The organism is Ruminococcus sp. 210702-SL.1.03, assembly GCF_020559915.1.
Taxonomy (GTDB): domain Bacteria; phylum Bacillota; class Clostridia; order Oscillospirales; family Ruminococcaceae; genus YE71.
In genome coordinates this window covers 97,381-119,117 of sequence record NZ_JAJCLZ010000001.1, presented here as the reverse complement: position 1 = coordinate 119,117, position 21,737 = coordinate 97,381, and the positions used below count along the sequence as shown (strand labels likewise).

Sequence of the window (21,737 nt, the reverse complement as noted above, 5' to 3'; positions counted from 1 at the left end):
TCATCAAAAAATGTGTTATAATAAATTATGAATTTCTGATCGTGAGAGGAATGTGAGAGCTTAGTATGGAGATTGATGCTAAAAAACGTATTGATGAGCTGGTAGAGCAGCTCAATTACCATAGCCGCCTTTACTATGTCGAAAATCGTAACGAGATCTCTGATTATGATTACGATATGCTGCAAAATGAACTAAAAGAGCTTGAGAAGAATTACCCGCAGTTCCTGCGCCCTGATTCGCCTACTCAGCGCGTCGGCGGCGAGGCTGTTTCGCAGTTTGAAAAAGTCGAGCATATCGTTCAGATGGGCTCTATTCAGGACGTTTTCTCGTTCGAGGAGGTTCGCCGCTTCGTCGATACCGTCCGCGAAACTATCCCCGCGCCCGCTTTTGTCGTTGAGCCGAAGATAGATGGCCTTTCCGTTTCGCTTGAATATCATGACGGCGAATTTGTTATAGGCTCTACCCGCGGCGATGGCTTCGTCGGCGAAAATGTTACCCAAAATCTTAAAACTGTTCGCTCTATCCCACTTTCTCTGCCCGAAGATCTCCCTCTGTTGGAAGTCCGCGGCGAGGTCTATATGCCCCGCGGCGTCTTTGAAGATCTCGTGAAAAAACAGGAGGAAAACGACGAACAGCCCTTTAAAAATCCCCGCAACGCCGCCGCAGGCTCGCTGCGCCAAAAAGACCCGAAGATAGCCGCAAGCCGTAAACTTGATATTTTCGTTTTCAACGTTCAGCGTATAGAGGGCAGGGAACTCACCGCGCATAAACAGTCGCTCGATTATCTAAAGTCGCTCGGCTTTAAGACTATCCCCGATTATAAGCGCGTTTCCACCGCCGATGAGATCATTGCCCGTATCGAAGAGATAGGCGAGGTGCGCTATACTCTGCCTTTCGATATTGACGGCGTTGTTATAAAGGTAGATGATTTTGCTCAGCGCGAAACGCTCGGCTATACCGCTAAGACCCCAAAATGGTCGGTGGCGTATAAATTTCCGCCCGAGGAAAAGAATACAAAGCTTCTCGACATCGAGCTGAATGTCGGCAGAACGGGTGCGGTCACCCCCGTGGCTGTCTTTGAGCCGATAATGCTCGCAGGTACTGAAGTCGCGCGTGCTACTCTGCATAACCGCGATTTTATCGCCGAGAAAAATGTCAATATCGGCGACCTTATCACTGTCCGTAAGGCGGGCGATATTATCCCTGAGGTGCTCTGCGTTGCCGAAAAACGTTCCGAGGGCTGCTTTGAGTTTCCCGATACCTGCCCCGTCTGCGGCGCTCCGCTCGTTAAAAGCGAGGACGAAGCCGCCGTGCGCTGCTCTGACATCGACTGCCCCGCGCAGATATTCCGCCGTATAGTCCACTTCGCATCTAAAGGCGCTATGGATATTGACGGTCTAGGCCCTGCAATAGTCCGCGCACTGCTTGACAACGGGCTGATAACTTCCGTCGCAGACCTGTATACTATTAAAAAAGCCGACCTGCTCGAGCTTGATAATTTTAAGGAAAAATCGGCGGATAATCTTATAAACGCTATCGAAAAGTCGAGATCTCAGCCGCTCGACAGGTTGGTTTTCGCGCTCGGCATACCGAATATCGGTCAGGCTTCCGCAAAGCTGCTCTGCGATAAATTCGGCGATCTGGATAATATCTGCTCCGCGAGCGAGGAAGAGATAGCCGATATTGAGGGCTTCGGCGACATAATGGCTTCCGCCGTTACAAAAGAGCTTGCCGAACCGCATATGCGCGAACTTATCGCTAAACTTGCCGAGTGCGGCGTTAATACTAAGTATCAGAAAGTGCAGGTAGACAGCCGTTTTGAGGGCAAGACTTTCGTCCTCACGGGCACTCTGCCTACGCTGAAACGTGCCGAGGCTAAGGCGCTTATCGAAAAATACGGCGGCAAAGCCAGTGGTTCGGTGTCTAAAAAGACCACCTACGTTCTTGCGGGCGAGGAAGCGGGCAGCAAGCTCGATAAGGCGCGCTCGCTGGGTATAGAGATCATTACCGAGGAACAGTTCCTCGATATGATAAAGTGACGAAAACGTAAAATGACAAAATTAAAAAGGAGAGGTTTTTATGCAGCCGCTTTTTACTCTTGACATTGCAATTTCAGAAGAACAGTACCGCCGCGGAGTCGCCTACGGCGTAGAAACGGGCGGACATTTGTTCAATATCGTGCTCCAGATCGTGATAGGCGGTTGGGCGGCGTGTTTAATGATCGATCAGCTCACACGGGGCGGAAAGATCGACTTTTTATTCGTCATCTTAGCCATGCTGATGATAAGCAGTATAGCGCTTATCGTGACGTATCTGAAACAGCCGAAAAGGGTAGTTCAGCGTGAGATAGATTCTCTCGTTACCGCTACCGGCTTTTCCGACCAGCTTTTCTCGATAGCCTTTTTTGACGGTGAGATGCAGATAACCTGCCCCCGTATGCCGGAAAAAGGCGCTGCTCACGCCGCTTACGGCGATGTAAATAAAATAGTAGACTTCGGCGATTTCCTGCTGCTTGTCAGCAAGCGCGGATTCGGCGTGTATATAAACAAAAATAATGTTCCGCAGTACCCCGACCTTGAGAAATTTTTATCTCAGAAATGCGCGGGCGCTAAGTGGAAAACAATAAACTAAAACAGGAGGAATAGATATGAATATCGACATCAAGCATATCGCAAAGCTCGCAAGGCTCGAGATACCCGAGGACGAGCTTGAAATGTTTGGAACTCAGATGGAGAATATCGTGAAAATGGTGGAGAAGCTGCCTGATATTTCAGACGAGCTGAAGCCCGACCCCGCTACCCCGATGAAGCTGCGCCCCGACGTAGCCGAAAGCGGCAAGTTTACAAGGCAGGAGCTTATGAAGAACGCCCCCTCGGTAAAAGCGGGCTGCTTAGTAGTTCCAAAGACGGTAGAACAGTAATATCAAGGAGTTGAATAAATTGGCTTTATATGAAAAAAGTGCGTCGCAGCTTTCTGCAATGCTTAAAAATAAAGAGATAAGCTCGGTAGAGCTTACAAAGTCGGTGTTCGAGAGAATATCGCAGGTAGAGGATAAGGTAGAGGCTTACATAACCCTCGATGAGGAAAACGCCCTTGCCAAAGCCGCCGAGGTCGATAAAAAGCGTGCTGAGGGCGCCGAGCTTTCGCCCCTCGCAGGCATACCCATCGGCATAAAGGATAATATCTCTACTAAGGGTCTGCGCACCACCTGCGCTTCCAGAATGCTCGAAAATTACGTTCCGCCTTTCGATGCGAGCGTTATGACAAAGCTGCGCGCCCACGATATAGTAGTTACGGGCAAGCTGAATATGGATGAGTTTGCTATGGGCTCTTCCACCGAAAATTCTTATTTCAAGAAAACAAAGAACCCTTTCGACCTTACCAGAATACCCGGCGGTTCTTCGGGCGGTTCGGCGGCGGCTGTTGCGGCTTGCGAAGCCGTAATGACCCTCGGCTCTGATACGGGCGGTTCTATCCGCCAGCCCGCTTCCTACTGCGGAGTTGTCGGCTTAAAGCCTACTTACGGCGCTGTTTCGCGCTACGGTCTTGTAGCTTTCGCAAGCTCGCTCGACCAGATCGGCCCTCTCGGCAAAACGGTAGAGGACGTTGCTATGCTCCAGACCGCTATCTGCGGCCATGATAAGATGGACGCTACCTCCGCTTACCGCGAGTATCCCGATCTCGCGGCTCTGCTCAATTCCGACGTTAAAGGTCTGCGCATAGGCATACCCGATGAATATTTCGGCGAGGGCATAGAGGACGGCGTAAAGGCTGCCGTTATTGAAGCCGTTAAGGAGCTTGAAAAGCAGGGCGCAGTGGTTAAGCATATCTCGCTGCCCTCTACCGATTACGCGCTTTCTTCATACTATATCATCTCCTCCGCCGAGGCTTCCTCAAACCTCGCGCGCTTCGACGGCGTAAAGTACGGCTTCCGCGCCGAAGAGTACGATGGTCTTGTAGATATGTACGAAAAGACCCGTTCGCAGGGCTTCGGCGATGAAGTCAAGAGAAGAATAATGCTCGGTACGTTCGTGCTCAGCTCGGGCTTCTACGACGCTTACTATAAGAAAGCTAAGCTGCTCCAGCGACGCATCAGCGCTGAGTTTGCCGAAGCTTTCCGCGAGGTAGACGTTATCGCAGCGCCCACCGTGCCGACTCCCGCTTTCAAGATCGGCGAGAATACCGACGACCCGCTCAAGATGTATGCTACCGACGTTTGCACCGTTACGGTAAATATCGCAGGTCTGCCCGCTATCTCCGTGCCTTGCATGAATAAGGCTGGCGAGCTGCCCGTGGGCTTGCAGCTCATAGGCGATAAGTTCGCTGAGGATAAGCTTCTCGGCGCGGCGTATGCTTACGAAAAGGCAGTAGGCGGCTTCCGTCTGCCCAATCTTTGATCGAATTGATTTGAAAGGAATTGACGTAAAATGGTAAAAGGCTATGAAGTCGTTATCGGCCTAGAAACTCATGCCGAGCTTTCGACTGAATCTAAAATATACTGCAGCTGCAAAAACCAGTTTGGTCTGGAGGTAAACTCGCAGGTGTGCCCCATCTGCATGGGTATGCCCGGCACGCTGCCTACCCTTAATGAAAAGGTAGTAGATTACGCTATAAAAATGGGCCACGCGCTCAACTGCACCATCAACCGCGTGTGCAAGCAGGACAGAAAAAACTATTTCTACCCCGACCTGCCTAAGGCTTATCAGATCTCGCAGTCCGACGTTCCGCTTTGCGAAAACGGCTATGTGGATATTCTCTCAGACGGCGAAGTGCGCAGGATAGGCGTTACCCGTATACATATCGAAGAGGACGCGGGCAAGCTGCTCCACTCCGATAAATTCCACGGTTCTTCGCTCGTAGACCTCAACCGCTGCGGCGTGCCGCTTATCGAGATAGTTTCCGAGCCTGATATGAAAAGCTCGGCTGAGGCGAAGATCTACCTCGAAACCCTGAAATCTATACTCAAATACCTCGACATCTGCGACTGTAAGATGCAGGAAGGCTCTATCCGCTGCGACGTAAACGTATCTGTACACAAGCCCGGCGAGCCGCTCGGCACGCGTACCGAGATGAAGAACGTAAACAGCTTCTCCGCCGCCGTAAGAGGTATTGATTACGAGATCAACCGCCAGATAGAGATACTAGAAGCGGGCGGAACGATAACTCAGGAGACCCGCCGCTGGGATGACGTAAAGGGCGTTTCCACCTCTATGCGTTCTAAAGAGGACGCTCAGGATTACCGCTATTTCCCCGAGCCCGACCTGCTGACTATCGTAGTAGAGCAGGAAAGAGTAGACGAGCTGAAAAAGCAGATCCCTGAGCTGCCGAACGCTAAGCTGCTGAGGTATGTAAATGACTTCGGCATCACCCTCAAGGAAGCTACTTTCGTTTCCGAGTCGGTAGAGCTTGCGGGACTTTTTGACGAGTGCACCGCAAAAGGCAAGGCTGCTCCGAAGTCCTACATTTCGTGGATAGTCGGCGACCTTGTGAAGTATCTCAACGATACCGGAAAGACCATTGCCGATACTAAGCTCACCGCCGATAAGCTCATCGACCTTGTAGACGTCATCAACGCTAAGACCATCTCGAACGCCAGCGGCAAAAAGGTATTCGCCGTGCTTCTCGAGCAGGATAAGGCCGTTAAGGATATAATCGCAGAGCTGGGTCTTTCTCAGGTTTCCGACTCCGCCGCGCTGGAAAAGATAGCCGACGAAGTTCTCGCCGCCAACGAAAAGTCTGTCGCCGACTTCAAAAACGGCAAGACCAACGCCCTCGGCTATTTGGTAGGTCAGTGCATGAAGGCATCTAAGGGTAAGGCGAACCCCGGCATGATGAAAGAGATAATCACCAAAAAGCTCTCTGAAATGTGATCGCATAAAAAAGCGCATACGCCGCTGCAAAATAGCGGTGTTTCACTTTTGTTCGATATGCTTTATTCTGTAAATTTTTTGATATTTGTGTGAAAGAGGTCTGAAAAAAAGCCGATTTCGCTTGACATTTATTTTTTTTGTAGTAAAATAATCTTTGGGCGTGAAAAAGTCTTAGATCCGGACATCGCAGACGAATAAGTATATATGGATAATGTGGAAAATAAAAGGAGAATAGCACTGTGAAATTAAATACCGATAATAAAAAAGACGCAGATGAAAAGCTCGCAGCTTCAGAGTCTGTTTCAGATTCGGCGCAGGCAGAGCAGGGCGGCGCGCAGGCGGAAGCCGCTGTAAAGACAAAGAAAAAGCCTGAAAAAAAGAAGAAAAAAGCGGCGGCTGCAAAAAACGATACCCGCGATGAAGCTGCCGAAACCGCTGAAAAGCCTAAGAAAAACATACCGATAATAACGCCGCTGTGCGGGTTCTTCATGAACAATGCGCTGTTTTTAACGTTCGTTATCTCGCTGGTGGTAAACTCGCTGATACTGCGCGCCTTTACCGTGAAATTCGGCGAGAGCAAGGCGGGCGCGGATGTTTTCATGGCGATAGTAAAGCCGATGCTGGCAGACGTGGTAGCTGTTACCATAATAGGTCTGTTCGGCTTCCTGTTTAGAAAGCAGAGCGGCAGATTTAAATACCTGATGATATGGACGGTCGTTTTCTCGATACTGGGAATGGGCAATTCGATCTACTACACGAATTACAAATCATTCCTCTCAGTTTCGCTGCTCTCGACAGCTTCGCAGCTGGGCGGAGTAATGGACGCCGTTACAAAAAACATCATGGAGGCTAAGGATTTCATACTTCTCTGGCCTATCCTCGCGATGATCGCGGTCTACATACTCATCAAAAAGACCCACGAGCCGGGCTATGTAAAGCAGAAGCAGCCGCGCGCCGCGCTCGCAAGGTATGCAGGCTCGGCTTCGATAGTCGCGGTGGTCTGCGGAATATTCTTCTCGACTATGCTCACTCCCACCGACTGCTCGCGCCTTGTGAAGCAGTGGAACAGAGAATCGGTAATGGGCAGTTTCGGAATGTACGTTTATCAGATAAGTGATACGGTATCTTCCATTCACGCTAAGCTCAACATGGTTTTCGGCTATGAGGAGAGCAAGAAGAAGTTCGATGAATTTTTCGACTCTAAGGAAGAAAGCGACTCTAAGGTACACGTTGTAAATGAGGAAAAGAAGAATAAGGCAAACGAATACTCGGGCATTTTCGAGGGCAAAAACGTTCTCGTTATCCACGCCGAGAGCGTTCAGCAGTTCACGCTCGATACCTATATCAATGGCGAAGAGCTTACCCCGAATCTTAATAAGATAGCGCGCGAGGGTCTGTATTTCTCGAATTTCTACGCGCAGGAAAGCGTTGGCACAAGTTCCGATAGCGAATTTACTTTCGCGACTTCGCTGATGCCCGCCTCCAGCGGCACCGTTGCGATAAATTATTGGGACAGAGATTATGCCACCACGCAGAAGAAATTCGGCGAAAAGGGCTACTATGTTTTCAGTATGCACGGCAATAACGGCTCATACTGGAACCGCCTGAACCTGCACCAGTCGCTCGGCTATCAGCGCCTTTATAACTACACTACCGATTACGATATAGACGAAACTATCGGTCTGGGACTTTCGGATAAATCATTCTTCCGCCAGTCTGTACCAAAAATAAAAGAAATAGCCGAGAATAACAAAAATTTCTACGGTACGCTCATAATGCTCACCAACCATACGCCTTTCTCAGACATCAACCGCGTAAGCGACTTCGACGTAAGCTTCAAGTACAAGCAGTACAACGAGGAAACGGGTATGTATGAGGAGATCTCGCGTCCGTTCCTCGAGGGCAGAAAGCTCGGCAATTACTTCAAGTCGGTGCACTATGCCGATCAGGCGATAGGTCAGCTTATGGAAGATCTGGACAGCAATGGCCTGCTTGACAACACAGTAGTAGTCATCTACGGCGACCATGACGCTAAGGTCAAGGAAGAGGAGTACGAGTATTACTACAACTACAACCCCTTTACCAACGAAACCCTTACCGAGGACGACGCCGGCTATATCCCCGTTGACGAATTTTACTACAATCTCAACCGCAAAGTGCCTTTCATCATTTGGTCTAAGGACGGCGGCTACGAGCCTAAGGAGATAACCAAGGTTATGGGTATGTATGACGTGCAGCCCACGCTGGGAAATATGTTTAACTTTACTAACGAGTACGCGCTCGGTCACGATATTTTCTCGTTCGATGATGAGGAGGAAAACATAGTTATTTTCCCGAACGGCAACTTCATTACAGATACGGTATATTATGATAGTCAGAAAGAAACGTATTTCGACCTCACCGATTATAAGAACGTAGCGGATTACGCTTCCTGCAATCAGGTCTACAAAAACGACCCCATACCGCTGTATTCCGAGGACAACGAGGGCTTGTTCAAGTTTGCGGAGAGCGATTACTCGGCGGAGCATGCTCAAGCGCGCAAGAATGACGGCGTAGTTGACGACAACTATATCAAGGATAGGTTCGATTATGCGGCAGACCGCATAGATGTTTCCAATTCTATCATTTATTATGATATTATCCATAAAGTTCAAGAGGGCTTCAACGGTAATATGAATACTGAAGATAACAACACATCGTCCGCTTCGGAAGAGCCTTTCTCGCCGCCTGATAAGGTCGTAAGAAGAAAAGTTTACGCAATATAAAATAAAGTCCTGATCGGCAGCGGTCAGGACTTTTTCATATAATATGGATGATCGGCAAAAAGGCAAAAAAAATAAGACTGCCAAAAAAGCAGTCTTGATTTTCAATTAAGCAAATAAATTATGCTCTTTCGACCTTGCCCGAACGCAGGCATCTGGAACAAGCATAAACATGGCAGGGAGTTCCGTTGACAACTGCCTTTACTCTCTTAACGTTGGGCTTCCAGCTTCTGTTAGTTCTTCTGTGAGAGTGGGAAACCTTTATACCGTATGCGATCTGCTTGCCGCAATACTGACACTTTGCCATTACAACGCACCTCCTTCTTGTGTGCACATGATGTTTTCTGAATAATGGGAATGCAATCATCTGCACAAACCATTACAACAAATAATATTATAGCACATTTAAAATGAAAATGCAAGTGTTTTTCAGAAAAAAATATTATTTTTTTGTAAATTGCGCTTGCAGGATAATTATTCATGAAAATGAGATGAAAAAAGCTAAATATACTTGAAATCATGAGCAAAATGGTGTATAATAAATATGTATATATAATTGTTAGGAAAATCAGTTTACATTATTTTGCATCAAAATGCAACGAAAGGAAAGTATTATGGATAACATCATGGCTTCGCTGCTTGCGAGTATGTCGCCGCAGATGCTTGTACAGATCGGCGTGAATTTTATGATAATTTTTCTCGTAGTGCCTGTGCATGAATACGCGCACGCGTGGGCGGCTGTAAAGCTGGGCGACGATACCCCGCGCTATCAGGGCAGGCTCTCGCTCAACCCGCTCCGCCATATCGACCCTATCGGCGCGGTGTGTCTTTTGTTCGGCGGCTTCGGCTGGGGCAGACCTGTGCAGATAAACCCGCTCAACTTCCGCCAGTACCGTAAGGGCAGTATGCTCTGCGCGGCGGCAGGGCCGCTCTCAAACCTCATAATGGGCACGGGCGGAATGATAATCTATAAATTCATCAGCGCCGCCTACGCCGTCAACGAGAGCGATGCGCTTTACTGGCTCGCGTTCATACTCCACTATTTTGTGCTCGTGAACCTCGGTCTCGCGGTGTTCAACCTTATCCCGATCCCCCCGCTCGACGGCTCAAAGATCGTCGCGTACTTCGCCGGCGAAAAGTGGAACCGCTTCATTTACCAGTATCAGCAGGTCATCAGCATAGCATTCCTCGTGCTTATAGTTTCGCGCGCGCTCGATACGCCGCTCGGCTATCTCCAGTACGGCGCGTATTTCTTGATAGATAAGCTGACATTTTTTGTTGATATTATCGCAAGAGCTATTTTTTGACAGCCATGGAAACTATATCGTTTAAATTAGACGCATTTGAAGGGCCGCTCGATCTGCTGCTTTATCTTATAACAAAGCACAAGCTTAATATCTGCGATATTGAGATATCGCTCCTGCTCGACCAGTATTTGGAGTACATTGAGTCGATCGACGAGCAGGATTTTGACGCGGCTGGCGACTTCCTCGCTATGGCGGCGCGCCTTGTGTACATCAAGACCTGCTCGCTGCTGCCCTCTGCCGAAGAGGCTGAGGAACTGAAAAAAGAGCTTGAGGGCGACTTGATAGAGTACTCGGCATGCAAACAGGCGGCGGCAAAGCTGCGCGAGATCTGCGTTTACGGCGCGGTTTTCGTGCGACCTCCCGAAAAATTGCCGATAAATAAGACATTCACAGGAACGCTGGACGTGCAAAAATTGGTAGACGCGTACATGGGAATGTCAGAAAAATCACGCGCGATAAAACCCGTCCGCGCCGAGCAGTTTTCGCCGATAGTTGCAACGCGCATCGTCACCGTCACCTCGAAGATCGTTTTCGTGCTAAAAAAGCTCTACCGCTCGGGCGAGTGCGCGATGTCAGAGCTTTACGAGGGCATTTCCGACAAATCGGCGCGCGTGGCGACCTTCTTAGCTGTTCTTGAGCTGACAAAATCAGGCAGGATTTTTCTGAATGACGACAATTCTATAATAAAATTCAACCGCGAATCGAAGCGTAAACATAATCACGAACCTGCTGTTACGTCGGAAATTTCCGAACCTCAGACAGATCCGTTAGATGAGCTTCAGCCGGAGATTTCAGAACCCGTACCCGAAGAGATAGCGGCAGACGAACCGATATCCGAACCCGAGCAGATCGAAGAGCGTGTTGACGAAACGCCCGAAATTGCTGACGTTTCAGACTCTTCACCCGACGAGCCGACGGAGATTACAGAAGTTTTCGTAGCGCCGATCCGCGAATGCAGTATTCCCGAAACGCGCCGAGATCAGCACAAATTAGCCGTGCCGGTCGCCGTTATACATATCGAATCTGCCGACGAATCAAAGGTCGAAGAACAAACTGAATATAAAAATTTGAATATTATCCGACCCGAAAGGGAAGAGCAGGAGCAGTTGCCCTCCGCAGATGTCAAGATAACACGCGGCGTAAAGCTCAACCGTTTCGGCGGAAAATGGCGGTGGACATATCCCGAAAATACCGCCAATTGCTGGATATACGGAAGGGAGAGAATGTGATGGACGTTAAGGATCTTGCCGCCCACATCGAGGCGGTGCTTTTCGCGAGCGGCGAGCCGATTTCGCTTGAAAAACTCATGGCGGCGCTGGTTATTCCGAAGAAGGACGCCGAGGACGGACTTGCTTATCTCACCGAAAAATATAAGGAGCGCGACTTCGGCATCGAGCTGCAGCGGTTGGAAAATTCGTACCAGCTTGCGGTCAAAAAGGAATTTTCTGACGATGTAAAAGCCGCGCTGGAGATCAAAAAGAGTACTGCGCTTTCGCCTGCGGCTATGGAAGTACTTACCATTGCAGCGTACAATCAGCCTGTAACTAAGGCTTTTGTCGAGCACGTCCGCGGCGTCGATTCCTCGAGCGTTGTTAATTCGCTGGTCGAGAAAGATCTGCTCTGCGAAACCGGCAGGCTCAATCTGCCCGGAAGACCTGTTGCATACAAGACTACCGAGAATTTCCTGCGCGCGTTCAGTCTGAATTCTCTTTCCGAACTTCCAAAACTGCCTAAACAAAACGAGCAGCTTTCGTTTGAGGATGAGGAGCAGGCACAAAATACAGAAAATTAATTTTATTACATAAATTGCAAGGGAGATGATGACGATAATAGTGCTTTGGATATTGCTGGGTTTGATCGCGCTCATCGTCATTCTCCTGCATTTTTCCGCTCGCATTTACGTTCACGCCGCGGCGGACGGTTTAACGCTAAAAGTCAAGTATTTTTGGTTTACGGTCTACCCGCGCGAGCCTAAAAGCAAGCGGAATAAAAAACAAAAAAAGGCAAAAACTAAGAAAAAGTCTGAAACCGCGCCGACTGCGGACGATTTCAGCGACGATCTTGACAGCGAGATAACTGACGAAATGCTTATGACGGGCGATTTTGACGAGAAAGATCTTGCCCCTGCCGAACCGCAGAAAACCTCTTCGGAGGATGATCTTGACGAAAGCGAACCTGAGCGCAAGTTTGAAGCGACAAAGCCCGAAAAGGCGGCAGATAATAAAAAGACTAAAGATAAGCATGCAGAAGATAAGTCGAAAAAGCAAAAAGAGGAAAGACACCCATCAAAACTCGCAAATTTGAAAGCGAAATATTTAAAGTACAAGCCGTACATTCCGCTGGCGTGTAGCACTGTGCGCCGCCTGCTGAAAACTATACGCATACGCATTGACAGCGCCGAAGTCCGCGTCGGCAGGGAAGACGCTCACGAGGCCGCGATCTACTACGGCGCGGTGCAGGGCGCTATCGCGGGTCTGCTGACCCCGCTCGCCGAGTTTTTCACCCTCAGCGTGAAAAATTGCAATGTCGAATGTGCATTTACCGAAAATACCATCAGCGGAAAATGCGATTTTTCTGTTCGCGTGCGCCCCTCGGCGCTCATTGCGATCGCAGTTTGCGCAGGCGTAAATTTCCTTAAAATTAGGCATAATGAGAAAAAAGTTCCCGAACAAAAGTAGTTTGAAAGGACGTTATAAATATGAACGAAAGTACAAAATTAGAAGCTCTGGTCAAATCTGCTATGGAGAAAGTGCGCGAGCTTTCTGAAGCTGAAACCATAATCGGCAAGCAGATCGTTACCGCCGACGGCACAACGATAATCCCAGTTTCAAAGGTATCGTTCGGTCTGGCTTCGGGCGGTACGGACATCGGCAGCGATAAAAAAGGCTTCGGCGGCGGCTCGGGCGCGGGCGTAACTATCTCGCCGATGGCTTTTATCGTCGTGCGCAACGGCGAAACCAAGCTGCTCCAGATGACGACTACCACTCCTTACCAAAACGCGGTCGTAAACACCGTGCCCGAAGTTGTGGATAAGATCATCGACTTCATCGACAAAAAGACCGAGCCGAAGCAGGACGAGGAATAATTTCCAAGTCAAAAACGCGTATTTTTTTCGCGCCGCCGCATACCCTAATCGCATAAAACGAAAGGGAAGTGCAGGGCAATGAAAATGTTACGCAGAATAGTTTTTTTTGTGATGAGCTGTATGTTGGCGGTGATGTCGGCGCAGCAGATCACGGCTGGGGCGGTAGGAGGCTGCTCGGCAAAGGCGGCGGTGGTCTACGACCCCGTCAGCGGCGAATTTCTCTACGAAAAAAACGCCGATACCCGCCTGCCGATGGCGAGCACGACTAAAATAATGTCGGCTCTTATAGCGCTCGAAAGCGGCAATTTGGACGAGCAGTTCACCGTTGACCCAGAGGCTATAAAGACCGAGGGTTCTTCGATGGGTCTGCGCGAGGGCGATAAAGTCACCATGCGCGGGCTGGTCTGCGGTATGCTTCTGCCGAGCGGTAACGATGCCGCAAACGCCGCCGCCGTGCGTTGTATGGGCAGTATCGAAAATTTCGTGGACGAGATGAACCGCCGCGCCGAGCAGATGGGCTTGCGCGATACGCATTTCGTTACTCCCTCGGGTCTGGACGACGATACCGAAGAGCATTTTTCTACCGCGCGCGATATGGCGAAGCTTGCCGCTGCAGCGCTTGAAAATGAGGATTTCGCAGCTATCTGCTCGCAGAAATACATCAAGCTCGAGTTCGGCGACCCGCCCGAACTGCGCTGGCTCACCAATTCAAACAAGCTTCTCGGCAGATGCGAGGGCGTTATCGGCGTGAAGACCGGTTTTACCGATAAGGCGCGGCGTTGCTTTGTTTCCGCCTGTGAACGCAACGGCGCACGGCTGATCTGCGTTACCCTCAACGATCCTGATGATTGGCGCGACCATTCCGCGCTGTACGATTCCGCTTTTGCGCAGATGCAGACCTGCGTGCTCAAAGGCTCGGGCAAGCTTTTCACCGTTAAGGCGGCGGGCGGTACGGCTGATGAATTTTCCGCGGCGTGCCGTCAAGTAAGCATGGCTCTGCCCGATACTGCGGCTGATAAAGTCAGGTGCGAATACCGCGTGAAAAAGTTCGCCTTTGCGCCTGTGAAATGCGGCGAAAAGGTCGGCGAAGCGGTCTTTTACATCGGCGGCCGTGAGATAGCGCGCGAGCCGATAACCGCCGGCGAGGACGTTGCGCAAGCGCCGAGCGATAAAGAAGATAACGGCTGGCACGGCTTCTTTTGCGAGCTGGAAAAGCTGCTTGATTAAACTGACAAGGCGGCGGGCTTTGCCCGTTACATATTTGCGCCTTGCGAAAGGATAAGTGTGTAAATTGGAAAAAGTAAGATTGCAGAAAATAATCGCAGACAGCGGCATTTGCTCGCGCAGGAAGGCTGAGGAGCTTATCGCGCAGGGCAGAGTGAAGATCAACGGCCGCCCCTGCAAGGTCGGTGATAAGGCTGACCCGATCAAGGACATCGTGAGCATAGACGGCGAGCGCGTTGTTTTCGAGCGCAAAAAGACCTACCGCTACATAATGCTCAATAAGCCCCGCGGCTACGTTACCACCATGAGCGACGAGCTTGACCGCAAGTGCGTTACCGAACTGCTCGACGGCGTTGACGCACGCGTTTACCCTATCGGCAGACTTGATAAAAATTCCGAGGGACTGCTGCTTTTTACAAACGATGGCAACTTCGCCAACGAGATAATGCACCCCTCGAAGCATGTCACAAAGACCTACCGCGTTACCGTCCGCCCCGATGTTGACGACGAGGTGCTCGTAAAGCTCTCTGAGGGCGTAGTTATCGACGGCAGAAAGACCCTGCCATGCACCGTGCTCGTGCTCGATAAACAGCCGGGCAGAACAGTGCTGCAAATGACTATCTCCGAGGGCAGAAACCGCCAGATACGCAAGATGTGCGAAGCGGTAGGGCTTGAAGTAGCCCGCCTTAAACGCACCGCCGTAGGCCCGATAAAGCTCGGTATGCTAAAGCCCGGCACATGGCGCGACCTCAAGCCCGAAGAGCTGCGCGCGCTGAGAAACGTCATCTCAAAAAAGTAAGTCCGTGCGGGCTGAAATGTAGATGAAATGTTAAAAATCATGAATGTAAACGTAAAAGATATTTGTAATCTTCGTTTTCCACTTGATAAAATCGGTGGAATATATTATAATAAATATATGTAGCTGCGCGCCTTTTCCCGAGGTGTGCAGCAGGGCAGTCCGCGCGCCGCGCGGCTTTGCGGAGCTGCCTTATTTTTTCTTGATAGGAGGAAATGGTATGGCTGAAACTATGTCCAATCTTGCAGAGCTCAAGGCTGCCGCAAACGCTGCCAGCGCTGCAAAAACAAGGCTGACATATCTTTTTGACGAAGGGAAGTTTACCGAGCTTGACGCATACGCTGCTTCGGGCAAAGGACTTTGCGGCGCAGTGACCGCATTCGGATATGTTGAAGGTAATCCATGCTACGCATTTTCGCAGGACGTTTCCGTAAATAAGGGCGCTCTCAACAAAATGCAGGCTGATAAGATCGCAAAGGTGTATGACCTTGCGGCAAAAACGGGCGTTCCCGTGGTAGGTATCTATGATTCCTGCGGCGCAGATCTTAACGATGGCTGCGAGGCTCTCGCGGCTTACGGCGAGCTGCTCATGTGGATGTCCAATCTTTCGGGAGTAGTTCCCCAGGTAGCGGTAGTTGCAGGCGTTTGTTCCGGTACTTCGGCAATGCTCGCTGAGTCCGCTGACTTTACTATAATCGCTAAGGACGCAGAACTTTACTGTGCGCCTAACGCAGGCGTAAAGTCTTCTTCCGAAAACGCCGTTAAAAACGGCACGGCTGCTATTCTTGCAGATACCGATAAGGACGCGGTAGAGGCTGCTAAGGAGCTTCTCGTAAGACTTCCGCAGAACAATATCTCGCCCGTACCTATGTATGAATTTGATATGCCCACCGCAGCGGCAGGCAAAGATGCCGCTGCGCAGGCTGAGGCTGTTTTCGACGGCGGCAGCGTTAAGGAGCTTTACGCTGATTTCGGCAAGGCTTCCTACACTGCTCTCGCTACTCTCGGCGGCGCTACCGTTGGCGCAGTTGCCGTAAATAAGACCGCAGATAAGATCAACGCCGACGACTGCACCAAAATCGCGCGCTTCGTAAGATTCTGCGATTCGTTCGCCGTTCCCGTTATCACTCTCGTTGATACCGAAGGCTTCGCGGGCGATACCGATACCGAAGCTGCGGGCGCAGTTAAGTCTATGACTAAGCTGGTTCACGCTTACGCCGAGGCTACTACTATAAAGATCTCTGTTGTTACAGGCAAGGCTTACGGCCCCGCATTCATCGCGCTGGCAGGCAAGGGCGCTAACGCCGACCTCAGCTACGCTTGCGAGGACGCAGTTATCACAGCGCTTTCTCCTCTCACCGCTGCCGAGTTCTTCTATCACGATGAGCTCAAGGGGGCTGAGGACGTAAAGGCTAAGAGAGCCGAGCTTGCCGCTAAGTACTGCACCGAAGAGGGCAGCGCCGTAAAGGCTGCCGCAAAGGGCTGCATTGACGGAGTTATTCCCGCAAACGCTCTCAGAAACGTTCTTATCGACTCGATAGAAGTGCTCGCTGGCAAGAGAATTTCTCGTCTGCCTAAGAAGCACAGCAATATCCAGCTCTGATCTGCGCTGGCATAAATTAAAGAATGGTGGTAATTTAAAATGAAAAGATATAATATCACAGTAAACGGCAAGGCATACGACGTAGCAGTTGAAGAGCTCGACGGCGGCGCAGCAACCGCGCCCGCTGCAGCAGCACCCGCTCCCGCAGCAGCACCTGCACCCGCACCCGCGGTAGCTCCCGTTGCAGACGGTACCAAAGTTAACGCTCCTATGCCCGGCACTATCCTTGAAGTAAAGGTCGCAGTAGGCGATACAGTTGAAGCAGGACAGGCTCTCGCAGTTCTCGAGGCTATGAAGATGGAAAACGATATTTCTTCCCCCTGCGCAGGCAAGGTACTCAGCGTAAATACCACTAAGGGCGCAGCCGTAGAAACAGGCACCCTTATCTGCGTTATCGGCTGATAAAACTCTGCTGAAACACTATTTTGCTTGAAAGGATTGATATAAATGGGAAAGCTTAAAATCACAGAAACCGTCCTTCGTGACGCTCATCAGTCGCTTATAGCTACCAGAATGTCGCTAGACGAAATGCTCCCTATAATGTCTGAAATGGACAAGATCGGCTATTACTCGGCAGAAGTTTGGGGCGGCGCTACTTTCGACGCTTGTATCCGCTTCCTTAACGAAGACCCTTGGGAGCGCCTGAGAGTTATCAGACGCGAAATGCCGAATACTAAGCTTCAGATGCTCTTCCGCGGTCAGAATATGCTCGGCTACCGCCACTATGCTGACGACTGCGTTGAGTATTTCGTACAGAAATCTATCGCGAACGGTATCGACATTATCCGTATCTTCGACGCGCTGAACGATATTCGCAATCTCGAAACTGCTGTTAAGGCGGCTAAGAAAGAGGGCGGCCACGCCCAGATCGCTATGTCATACACCACCGGCGATGTTTTTACTCACGAATATTATGTAAATTATGCTAAGCAGATCGAGTCGCTCGGCGCTGACTCCATCTGTATAAAGGATATGGCTGCGCTGCTCACTCCTTACGAGGCGGGCGCTCTCGTTTCCGAGCTGAAAAAGGCAGTCAAGATCCCGATACAGCTTCACACTCACTACACCACAGGTCTGGCTTCCATGTGCATCATGAAGGCTGCCGAGGCAGGCGTTGACGTGGTAGATACCGCAATGTCGCCCCTTGCTCTGGGTACTTCTCACGCTCCTACCGAGTCGGTAGTTGCCGCTTTCCGGGGCACCGAGTACGATACCGGTCTTGACCTCGTGAAACTCGGCGAGATCAGAGAGTATTTCATGAAGCTGCGTAAAAAATACATTGATAACGGTCTGCTCGACCCCAAGATGCTCGCTACCGACGCGAATGCACTGATCTATCAGGTTCCCGGCGGAATGCTTTCAAACCTGCTCTCGCAGCTCAAGCAGGCAGGCAAGGAAGACCAGCTCAACGAGGTTCTGGCAGAAGTTCCGCGCGTTCGTGCAGACGCAGGTTCGCCCCCGCTGGTTACACCTTCTTCGCAGATCGTTGGCACACAGGCTGTTTTCAACGTCATCACAGGCGAAAGATACAAGACTGTTACCAAGGAATTTAAGGGTATCGTAAAGGGCGAGTACGGCAAGACCCCCGAGCCTATCGACCCCGAATTCCAGAAGATGATACTCAAGGGCGAAGAGCCTATAACCTGCCGCCCCGCCGACCTTCTCGAGCCTGAGCTTGATAAACTCAAGCAGGAGTGCGCAGAGTGGACTGAGCAGGAAGAGGATGTGCTCACTTACGCAATGTTCCCGAAGGTAGCTCCCAAGTTCTTCGAGCAGCGCCGCAACAAAAAGTACGGCGTAGACGGCGCTCATGCCGACGCGGAGAACAAGGTTCACCCCGTATAACAGCATATTATCCTGCGGATCGCTCTAAAAGGCGGTCCGCTTTTTTATACTCCTTGTAAATTAAACGAAAAATTTTATATTTCACTTGAAAAAAATATGAAAAAGTGATATAATAGAATGTAGAGTGTAGGCGCAGATCCATGCGCCCCGCGTATAATATACAAGAGGTGAGCCGTTTAAATGAATAAAAAGGAAATTGCTGAAATAAAAAAGAACTTTTCTGACGACTGCGGCTTTTTTACGGTAGGCAAGGTGCTTACCGCTTATATCGACGCTGAAAAAAATATTGTTTACAAAGATGCCCAACTTTATAATATAATGCCTTCCGACGAAGCCGAGCTGATAATGATAAATCTCAAAAAAACGCTGTCGGGCACTCTGGGCAAAAATCTTCGCGAGTATGCTTTTCCTAAAGACCAGTACGCAGAGGACGGCGCGCAGACTTTTCTGTACAAATTATTGGACAGTAAGCTGCTTGACGATGAGCTGAACGAGCAGTTTATCCGCCGTATCGCCGAAAAGGTAGAGTATATTTCTACGTTCGCTGTTTTCACGGCGCATTGTACATATTCGGTGCTCAAAAAGAACCGCAACGACGATCTCGAGGACGACGCCGAGCTGGATTATAACTTTCTGATAACCGCCGTCTGCCCCGTGGATATTCGCATCGACGGACTGATATTCAGCGACGAAAATCAGAAGATAGAGAAAAAGCCGACCAGCGACCGCATAGTTGGTATGCCGACTGACGGCTTCCTCTACCCCGTATTTTCCGACCGCGCGCCCGATATAAACTCGGTGATGTACTACACCAAAACGTTCAAAAAGCCAAATATTTCGTTCATTGAAAGCTTTCTCGGCTGTGAATTCCTTATGACGGCGAATTCCGAAAAGGAGATGTTCCAGCGCATACTTGAAAACGTCGCGGGCGATGAGCTTGATTACTCGCTGATAACCGCCGTGAACGATAAGATCTGCGAGTTCGTCGATTCGTACACCCACGAAACTGAGCCTGCGCAGGTGGACGCCAATAAGCTCTCTTCCATAATGTGGGAAGCTGGCGTTTCGCAGGATAAGCTTGAGAATATCCCGAAAGTTTTTGAATCGGCTACCGATAATAAGCCGCTTACCGCCGTAAATCTTATTGACCGCAAGACTACTGTCGAGTTTGAGGGCATTACCGTCAACATCGGCAAAGACAGCGTAGATAAGGTGCAGACCCAGAACATCGGCGGCAGAAAATGCCTAGTTATCGCGCTCGACGGCGACGTCAGCGTAAACGGTATGCCTGCAGGAGTTTGATATTTATGGCAAAAAAGCAAGTTAAAACTAACGTCATGCGCGTGCTCGACGCCGCAAAGATAAACTATAACGAGTACACCTACGACGACACCTGCACCGTAGGCACAGAGGTCGCCGCGCTGCTCGGCCAGCCGCAGGAACGCGTTTTCAAAACGCTCGTTACCGTCGCAAAGTCCGGTGCGCACTACGTTTTTATGATACCCGTTGCTGAAGAGCTTGACCTCAAAAAGGCGGCAAAAGCGGTCGGCGAAAAGGCAGTTTCTATGCTGAAAGCTAAAGACCTGCTTCCGCTCACAGGCTATATCCACGGCGGATGCTCGCCCATCGGCATGAAAAAACAGTTCCCGACCGTTATCCACAGTACGGCGGCGAACTTTGATACTATATTTTTCAGCGGCGGAAAGGTAGGCTTTCAGGTCGAAGTCGCCCCGAAAGACCTTTTCTCGCTGATACCCATTTCCGACTGCGATATTATAGTCTAACGCAGCCGCTTATCTCGTGAAAGGGGGTCGAAAACTGTGTACGAAACCGTTCGTGAAGCAGTCGAAAACCGCGATTTTAAAAAGGTAAAAGAGCTTTTCACGCAGCTGAATGAGGCGGATATTGCCGACCTCATTCAGGGCTTTCACGATAATCAGGAAGTCGATGCGCGCGATATTTCGCTGCTTTTCCGATTGCTGCCGAAGGATATGGCGGCTGAGGTTTTCACCTATATGGATTCCGATATGAAAGAGCTGCTGATAAACTCTTTCACCGATACCGAGCTTCAGGAAGTTATCGACAATCTCTTTATCGACGATACAGTTGACCTTATCGAAGAAATGCCCGCGAACGCCGTTGCGCGTATACTCCGCGCCTCCGACCCTCAATCGCGCCGCATGATAAACATGATCTTGAAATACCCCGAAGATAGCGCCGGCTCGATAATGACCACCGAGTATATCTATATGAAAAAAGACAGCACGGTGAAAGAAACGCTGGATAAGATACGCAGTCTGGGTATGGCTAAGGAAACTGTTTATACCATTTATGTAACTTCTATGCACCGCAAGCTGATAGGCGTTCTCTCTATTCTTGACCTCCTCACGGCGGATGATGACGAGCTTGTCGGCGATATTATGGATACCAATGTCATCACGGTAGAAACCACCGAGGATCAGGAGGACGTTGCAAATAAGTTCGCCAAGTACGACTTCGTAGCCCTCCCAGTTGTCGATAACGAGCACCGCATAGTCGGTATCGTTACGTTTGATGACGCTATGGACGTTGTTCAGGAAGAGGCTACCGAGGACTTCGCGCACATGGCGGCTATCCAGCCCAGTGAAGAGAGCTATTTCAAGACTTCCGTTTTCACCCACGCGAAAAACCGTATAGTCTGGCTGCTCGTGCTGATGCTTTCCTCGACTATCTCCAGCGTTATAATCAATCATTACGAAGCGGCTTTCGCGGCTATCCCGCTGCTCGTCGCTTCTATACCCACCCTCACGGGCACAGGCGGTAACTGCGGCTCGCAGACCTCTACCATGATAATCCGCGGCATGAGCCTGGGCGAGATACAGCTTCGCGATTTCTTTAAAGTAGTGTTCAAAGAGTTCCGCATCTCGCTTATCGTTAGCGCCATACTCGCCTCGGTAAACTTTGTGCGAATCTACATCCAGTATTACAACGACCCCTCGGCAGATTCTTTTCGCCTTGCGCTCTGCGTAAGTTTGGCGATAGTCGCTGCGGTAGTCATGTCGAAGCTTATCGGCTGTATACTCCCTATGGCGGCGAAAGCCGTTCACCTAGACCCCGCGCTGATGGCAGCCCCGCTCATCTCCACGATAGTGGACGCTTCCACCACGCTTGTGTTCTTCAATATCGCGCTGCTCGTTTTCCACATATCATTGTAGCGCGCTAAATGCAAAAAATTAACGGACGTGTCTTTCTCAGATACGTCCGTT

At 50.1% G+C, this 21,737-nt stretch carries 20 protein-coding genes; 19 read left to right on the top strand and 1 reads right to left on the bottom strand.

Features of this window, described 5'->3' with window-relative positions; genetic code table 11:
• The first annotated feature begins 65 nt into the window (after positions 1-65).
• The 6 genes from ligA to LI114_RS00545 all read left to right on the top strand — a co-directional run bounded on the left by ligA (position 66) and on the right by LI114_RS00545 (position 8,635).
• The gene (gene ligA, locus LI114_RS00570) at positions 66-2,039 is read left to right on the top strand and encodes an NAD-dependent DNA ligase LigA (RefSeq protein WP_227218469.1); all 1,974 of its coding nucleotides are present in this window, start codon (positions 66-68) and stop codon (positions 2,037-2,039) included.
• Between the two features lie 40 nt (positions 2,040-2,079).
• A complete protein-coding gene (locus LI114_RS00565; RefSeq protein WP_227218467.1) occupies positions 2,080-2,631 on the top strand; it encodes a hypothetical protein in 552 nt (183 codons plus the stop codon).
• Positions 2,632-2,647: 16 nt separating this feature from the next.
• A complete protein-coding gene (gatC, locus tag LI114_RS00560) occupies positions 2,648-2,920 on the top strand; it encodes an Asp-tRNA(Asn)/Glu-tRNA(Gln) amidotransferase subunit GatC (RefSeq protein WP_227218465.1) in 273 nt (90 codons plus the stop codon).
• Between the two features lie 19 nt (positions 2,921-2,939).
• Positions 2,940-4,397: an Asp-tRNA(Asn)/Glu-tRNA(Gln) amidotransferase subunit GatA gene (gene gatA, locus LI114_RS00555; protein WP_227218463.1), complete on the top strand. Its 1,458-nt coding sequence runs from the start codon at positions 2,940-2,942 to the stop codon at positions 4,395-4,397.
• A gap of 30 nt (positions 4,398-4,427) precedes the next feature.
• Complete coding sequence (gene gatB, locus LI114_RS00550) at positions 4,428-5,870, top strand: Asp-tRNA(Asn)/Glu-tRNA(Gln) amidotransferase subunit GatB (protein WP_022128481.1); 1,443 nt, start codon at positions 4,428-4,430, stop codon at positions 5,868-5,870.
• Positions 5,871-6,109: 239 nt separating this feature from the next.
• Positions 6,110-8,635: an LTA synthase family protein gene (locus LI114_RS00545; RefSeq protein WP_227218461.1), complete on the top strand. Its 2,526-nt coding sequence runs from the start codon at positions 6,110-6,112 to the stop codon at positions 8,633-8,635.
• A gap of 118 nt (positions 8,636-8,753) precedes the next feature.
• Here LI114_RS00545 and rpmB read toward each other — a convergent pair whose 3' ends face one another.
• Positions 8,754-8,939, bottom strand: coding sequence for a 50S ribosomal protein L28 (gene rpmB / locus LI114_RS00540; protein ID WP_022128483.1), 186 nt, complete (start codon positions 8,937-8,939; stop codon positions 8,754-8,756).
• 307 nt (positions 8,940-9,246) lie between these two features.
• Between rpmB and LI114_RS00535 the strand changes: the two genes are divergently transcribed.
• The 13 genes from LI114_RS00535 to mgtE all read left to right on the top strand — a co-directional run bounded on the left by LI114_RS00535 (position 9,247) and on the right by mgtE (position 21,686).
• Positions 9,247-9,939, top strand: a complete 693-nt coding sequence (locus tag LI114_RS00535) for a site-2 protease family protein (RefSeq protein ID WP_227218459.1) — start codon at positions 9,247-9,249, stop codon at positions 9,937-9,939.
• A gap of 5 nt (positions 9,940-9,944) precedes the next feature.
• Complete coding sequence (locus tag LI114_RS00530) at positions 9,945-11,168, top strand: segregation/condensation protein A (protein WP_227218765.1); 1,224 nt, start codon at positions 9,945-9,947, stop codon at positions 11,166-11,168.
• On the top strand, positions 11,168-11,731 hold the full coding sequence (gene scpB / locus LI114_RS00525; RefSeq protein ID WP_227218457.1) for an SMC-Scp complex subunit ScpB: 564 nt from the start codon (positions 11,168-11,170) through the stop codon (positions 11,729-11,731). Before LI114_RS00530 ends, scpB begins: the two co-directional genes overlap by 1 nt.
• A 25-nt stretch (positions 11,732-11,756) precedes the next feature.
• Positions 11,757-12,617 carry a DUF2953 domain-containing protein gene (locus tag LI114_RS00520; RefSeq protein ID WP_227218455.1) on the top strand — a complete coding sequence of 287 codons (861 nt, stop codon included), beginning with the start codon at positions 11,757-11,759 and terminating at the stop codon, positions 12,615-12,617.
• A gap of 20 nt (positions 12,618-12,637) precedes the next feature.
• Positions 12,638-13,024, top strand: coding sequence for a GerW family sporulation protein (locus LI114_RS00515; RefSeq protein ID WP_227218453.1), 387 nt, complete (start codon positions 12,638-12,640; stop codon positions 13,022-13,024).
• 78 nt (positions 13,025-13,102) lie between these two features.
• Entirely contained in the window at positions 13,103-14,251 is a 1,149-nt protein-coding gene (locus LI114_RS00510; protein WP_227218451.1) for a D-alanyl-D-alanine carboxypeptidase family protein, read from the top strand.
• Positions 14,252-14,315: 64 nt separating this feature from the next.
• Positions 14,316-15,047, top strand: coding sequence for a pseudouridine synthase (locus LI114_RS00505; protein ID WP_227218449.1), 732 nt, complete (start codon positions 14,316-14,318; stop codon positions 15,045-15,047).
• 217 nt (positions 15,048-15,264) lie between these two features.
• On the top strand, positions 15,265-16,647 hold the full coding sequence (locus LI114_RS00500; protein WP_227218447.1) for a carboxyl transferase domain-containing protein: 1,383 nt from the start codon (positions 15,265-15,267) through the stop codon (positions 16,645-16,647).
• Positions 16,648-16,686: 39 nt separating this feature from the next.
• Entirely contained in the window at positions 16,687-17,049 is a 363-nt protein-coding gene (locus tag LI114_RS00495; protein ID WP_227218445.1) for an acetyl-CoA carboxylase biotin carboxyl carrier protein subunit, read from the top strand.
• A gap of 45 nt (positions 17,050-17,094) precedes the next feature.
• Positions 17,095-18,492, top strand: a complete 1,398-nt coding sequence (locus tag LI114_RS00490) for an oxaloacetate decarboxylase subunit alpha (protein WP_227218444.1) — start codon at positions 17,095-17,097, stop codon at positions 18,490-18,492.
• 180 nt (positions 18,493-18,672) lie between these two features.
• A complete protein-coding gene (locus LI114_RS00485; RefSeq protein WP_227218442.1) occupies positions 18,673-19,794 on the top strand; it encodes a DUF4317 domain-containing protein in 1,122 nt (373 codons plus the stop codon).
• Positions 19,795-19,799: 5 nt separating this feature from the next.
• Positions 19,800-20,276, top strand: a complete 477-nt coding sequence (gene ybaK / locus LI114_RS00480; protein WP_022128495.1) for a Cys-tRNA(Pro) deacylase — start codon at positions 19,800-19,802, stop codon at positions 20,274-20,276.
• 36 nt (positions 20,277-20,312) lie between these two features.
• The gene (gene mgtE / locus LI114_RS00475; protein ID WP_022128496.1) at positions 20,313-21,686 is read left to right on the top strand and encodes a magnesium transporter; all 1,374 of its coding nucleotides are present in this window, start codon (positions 20,313-20,315) and stop codon (positions 21,684-21,686) included.
• The last annotated feature ends 51 nt before the right edge of the window (positions 21,687-21,737 follow it).

Coding starts and splice junctions, on each gene's coding strand:
- ligA (WP_227218469.1), top strand. CDS start 66: ATGGAGATTGATGCTAAAAAACGTATTGATGAGCTGGTAGAGCAGCTC.
- LI114_RS00565 (WP_227218467.1), top strand. CDS start 2,080: ATGCAGCCGCTTTTTACTCTTGACATTGCAATTTCAGAAGAACAGTAC.
- gatC (WP_227218465.1), top strand. CDS start 2,648: ATGAATATCGACATCAAGCATATCGCAAAGCTCGCAAGGCTCGAGATA.
- gatB (WP_022128481.1), top strand. CDS start 4,428: ATGGTAAAAGGCTATGAAGTCGTTATCGGCCTAGAAACTCATGCCGAG.
- rpmB (WP_022128483.1), bottom strand. CDS start 8,939: ATGGCAAAGTGTCAGTATTGCGGCAAGCAGATCGCATACGGTATAAAG.
- LI114_RS00535 (WP_227218459.1), top strand. CDS start 9,247: ATGGATAACATCATGGCTTCGCTGCTTGCGAGTATGTCGCCGCAGATG.
- LI114_RS00530 (WP_227218765.1), top strand. CDS start 9,945: ATGGAAACTATATCGTTTAAATTAGACGCATTTGAAGGGCCGCTCGAT.
- scpB (WP_227218457.1), top strand. CDS start 11,168: ATGGACGTTAAGGATCTTGCCGCCCACATCGAGGCGGTGCTTTTCGCG.
- LI114_RS00520 (WP_227218455.1), top strand. CDS start 11,757: ATGATGACGATAATAGTGCTTTGGATATTGCTGGGTTTGATCGCGCTC.
- LI114_RS00515 (WP_227218453.1), top strand. CDS start 12,638: ATGAACGAAAGTACAAAATTAGAAGCTCTGGTCAAATCTGCTATGGAG.
- LI114_RS00510 (WP_227218451.1), top strand. CDS start 13,103: ATGAAAATGTTACGCAGAATAGTTTTTTTTGTGATGAGCTGTATGTTG.
- LI114_RS00500 (WP_227218447.1), top strand. CDS start 15,265: ATGGCTGAAACTATGTCCAATCTTGCAGAGCTCAAGGCTGCCGCAAAC.
- LI114_RS00495 (WP_227218445.1), top strand. CDS start 16,687: ATGAAAAGATATAATATCACAGTAAACGGCAAGGCATACGACGTAGCA.
- LI114_RS00490 (WP_227218444.1), top strand. CDS start 17,095: ATGGGAAAGCTTAAAATCACAGAAACCGTCCTTCGTGACGCTCATCAG.
- LI114_RS00485 (WP_227218442.1), top strand. CDS start 18,673: ATGAATAAAAAGGAAATTGCTGAAATAAAAAAGAACTTTTCTGACGAC.
- ybaK (WP_022128495.1), top strand. CDS start 19,800: ATGGCAAAAAAGCAAGTTAAAACTAACGTCATGCGCGTGCTCGACGCC.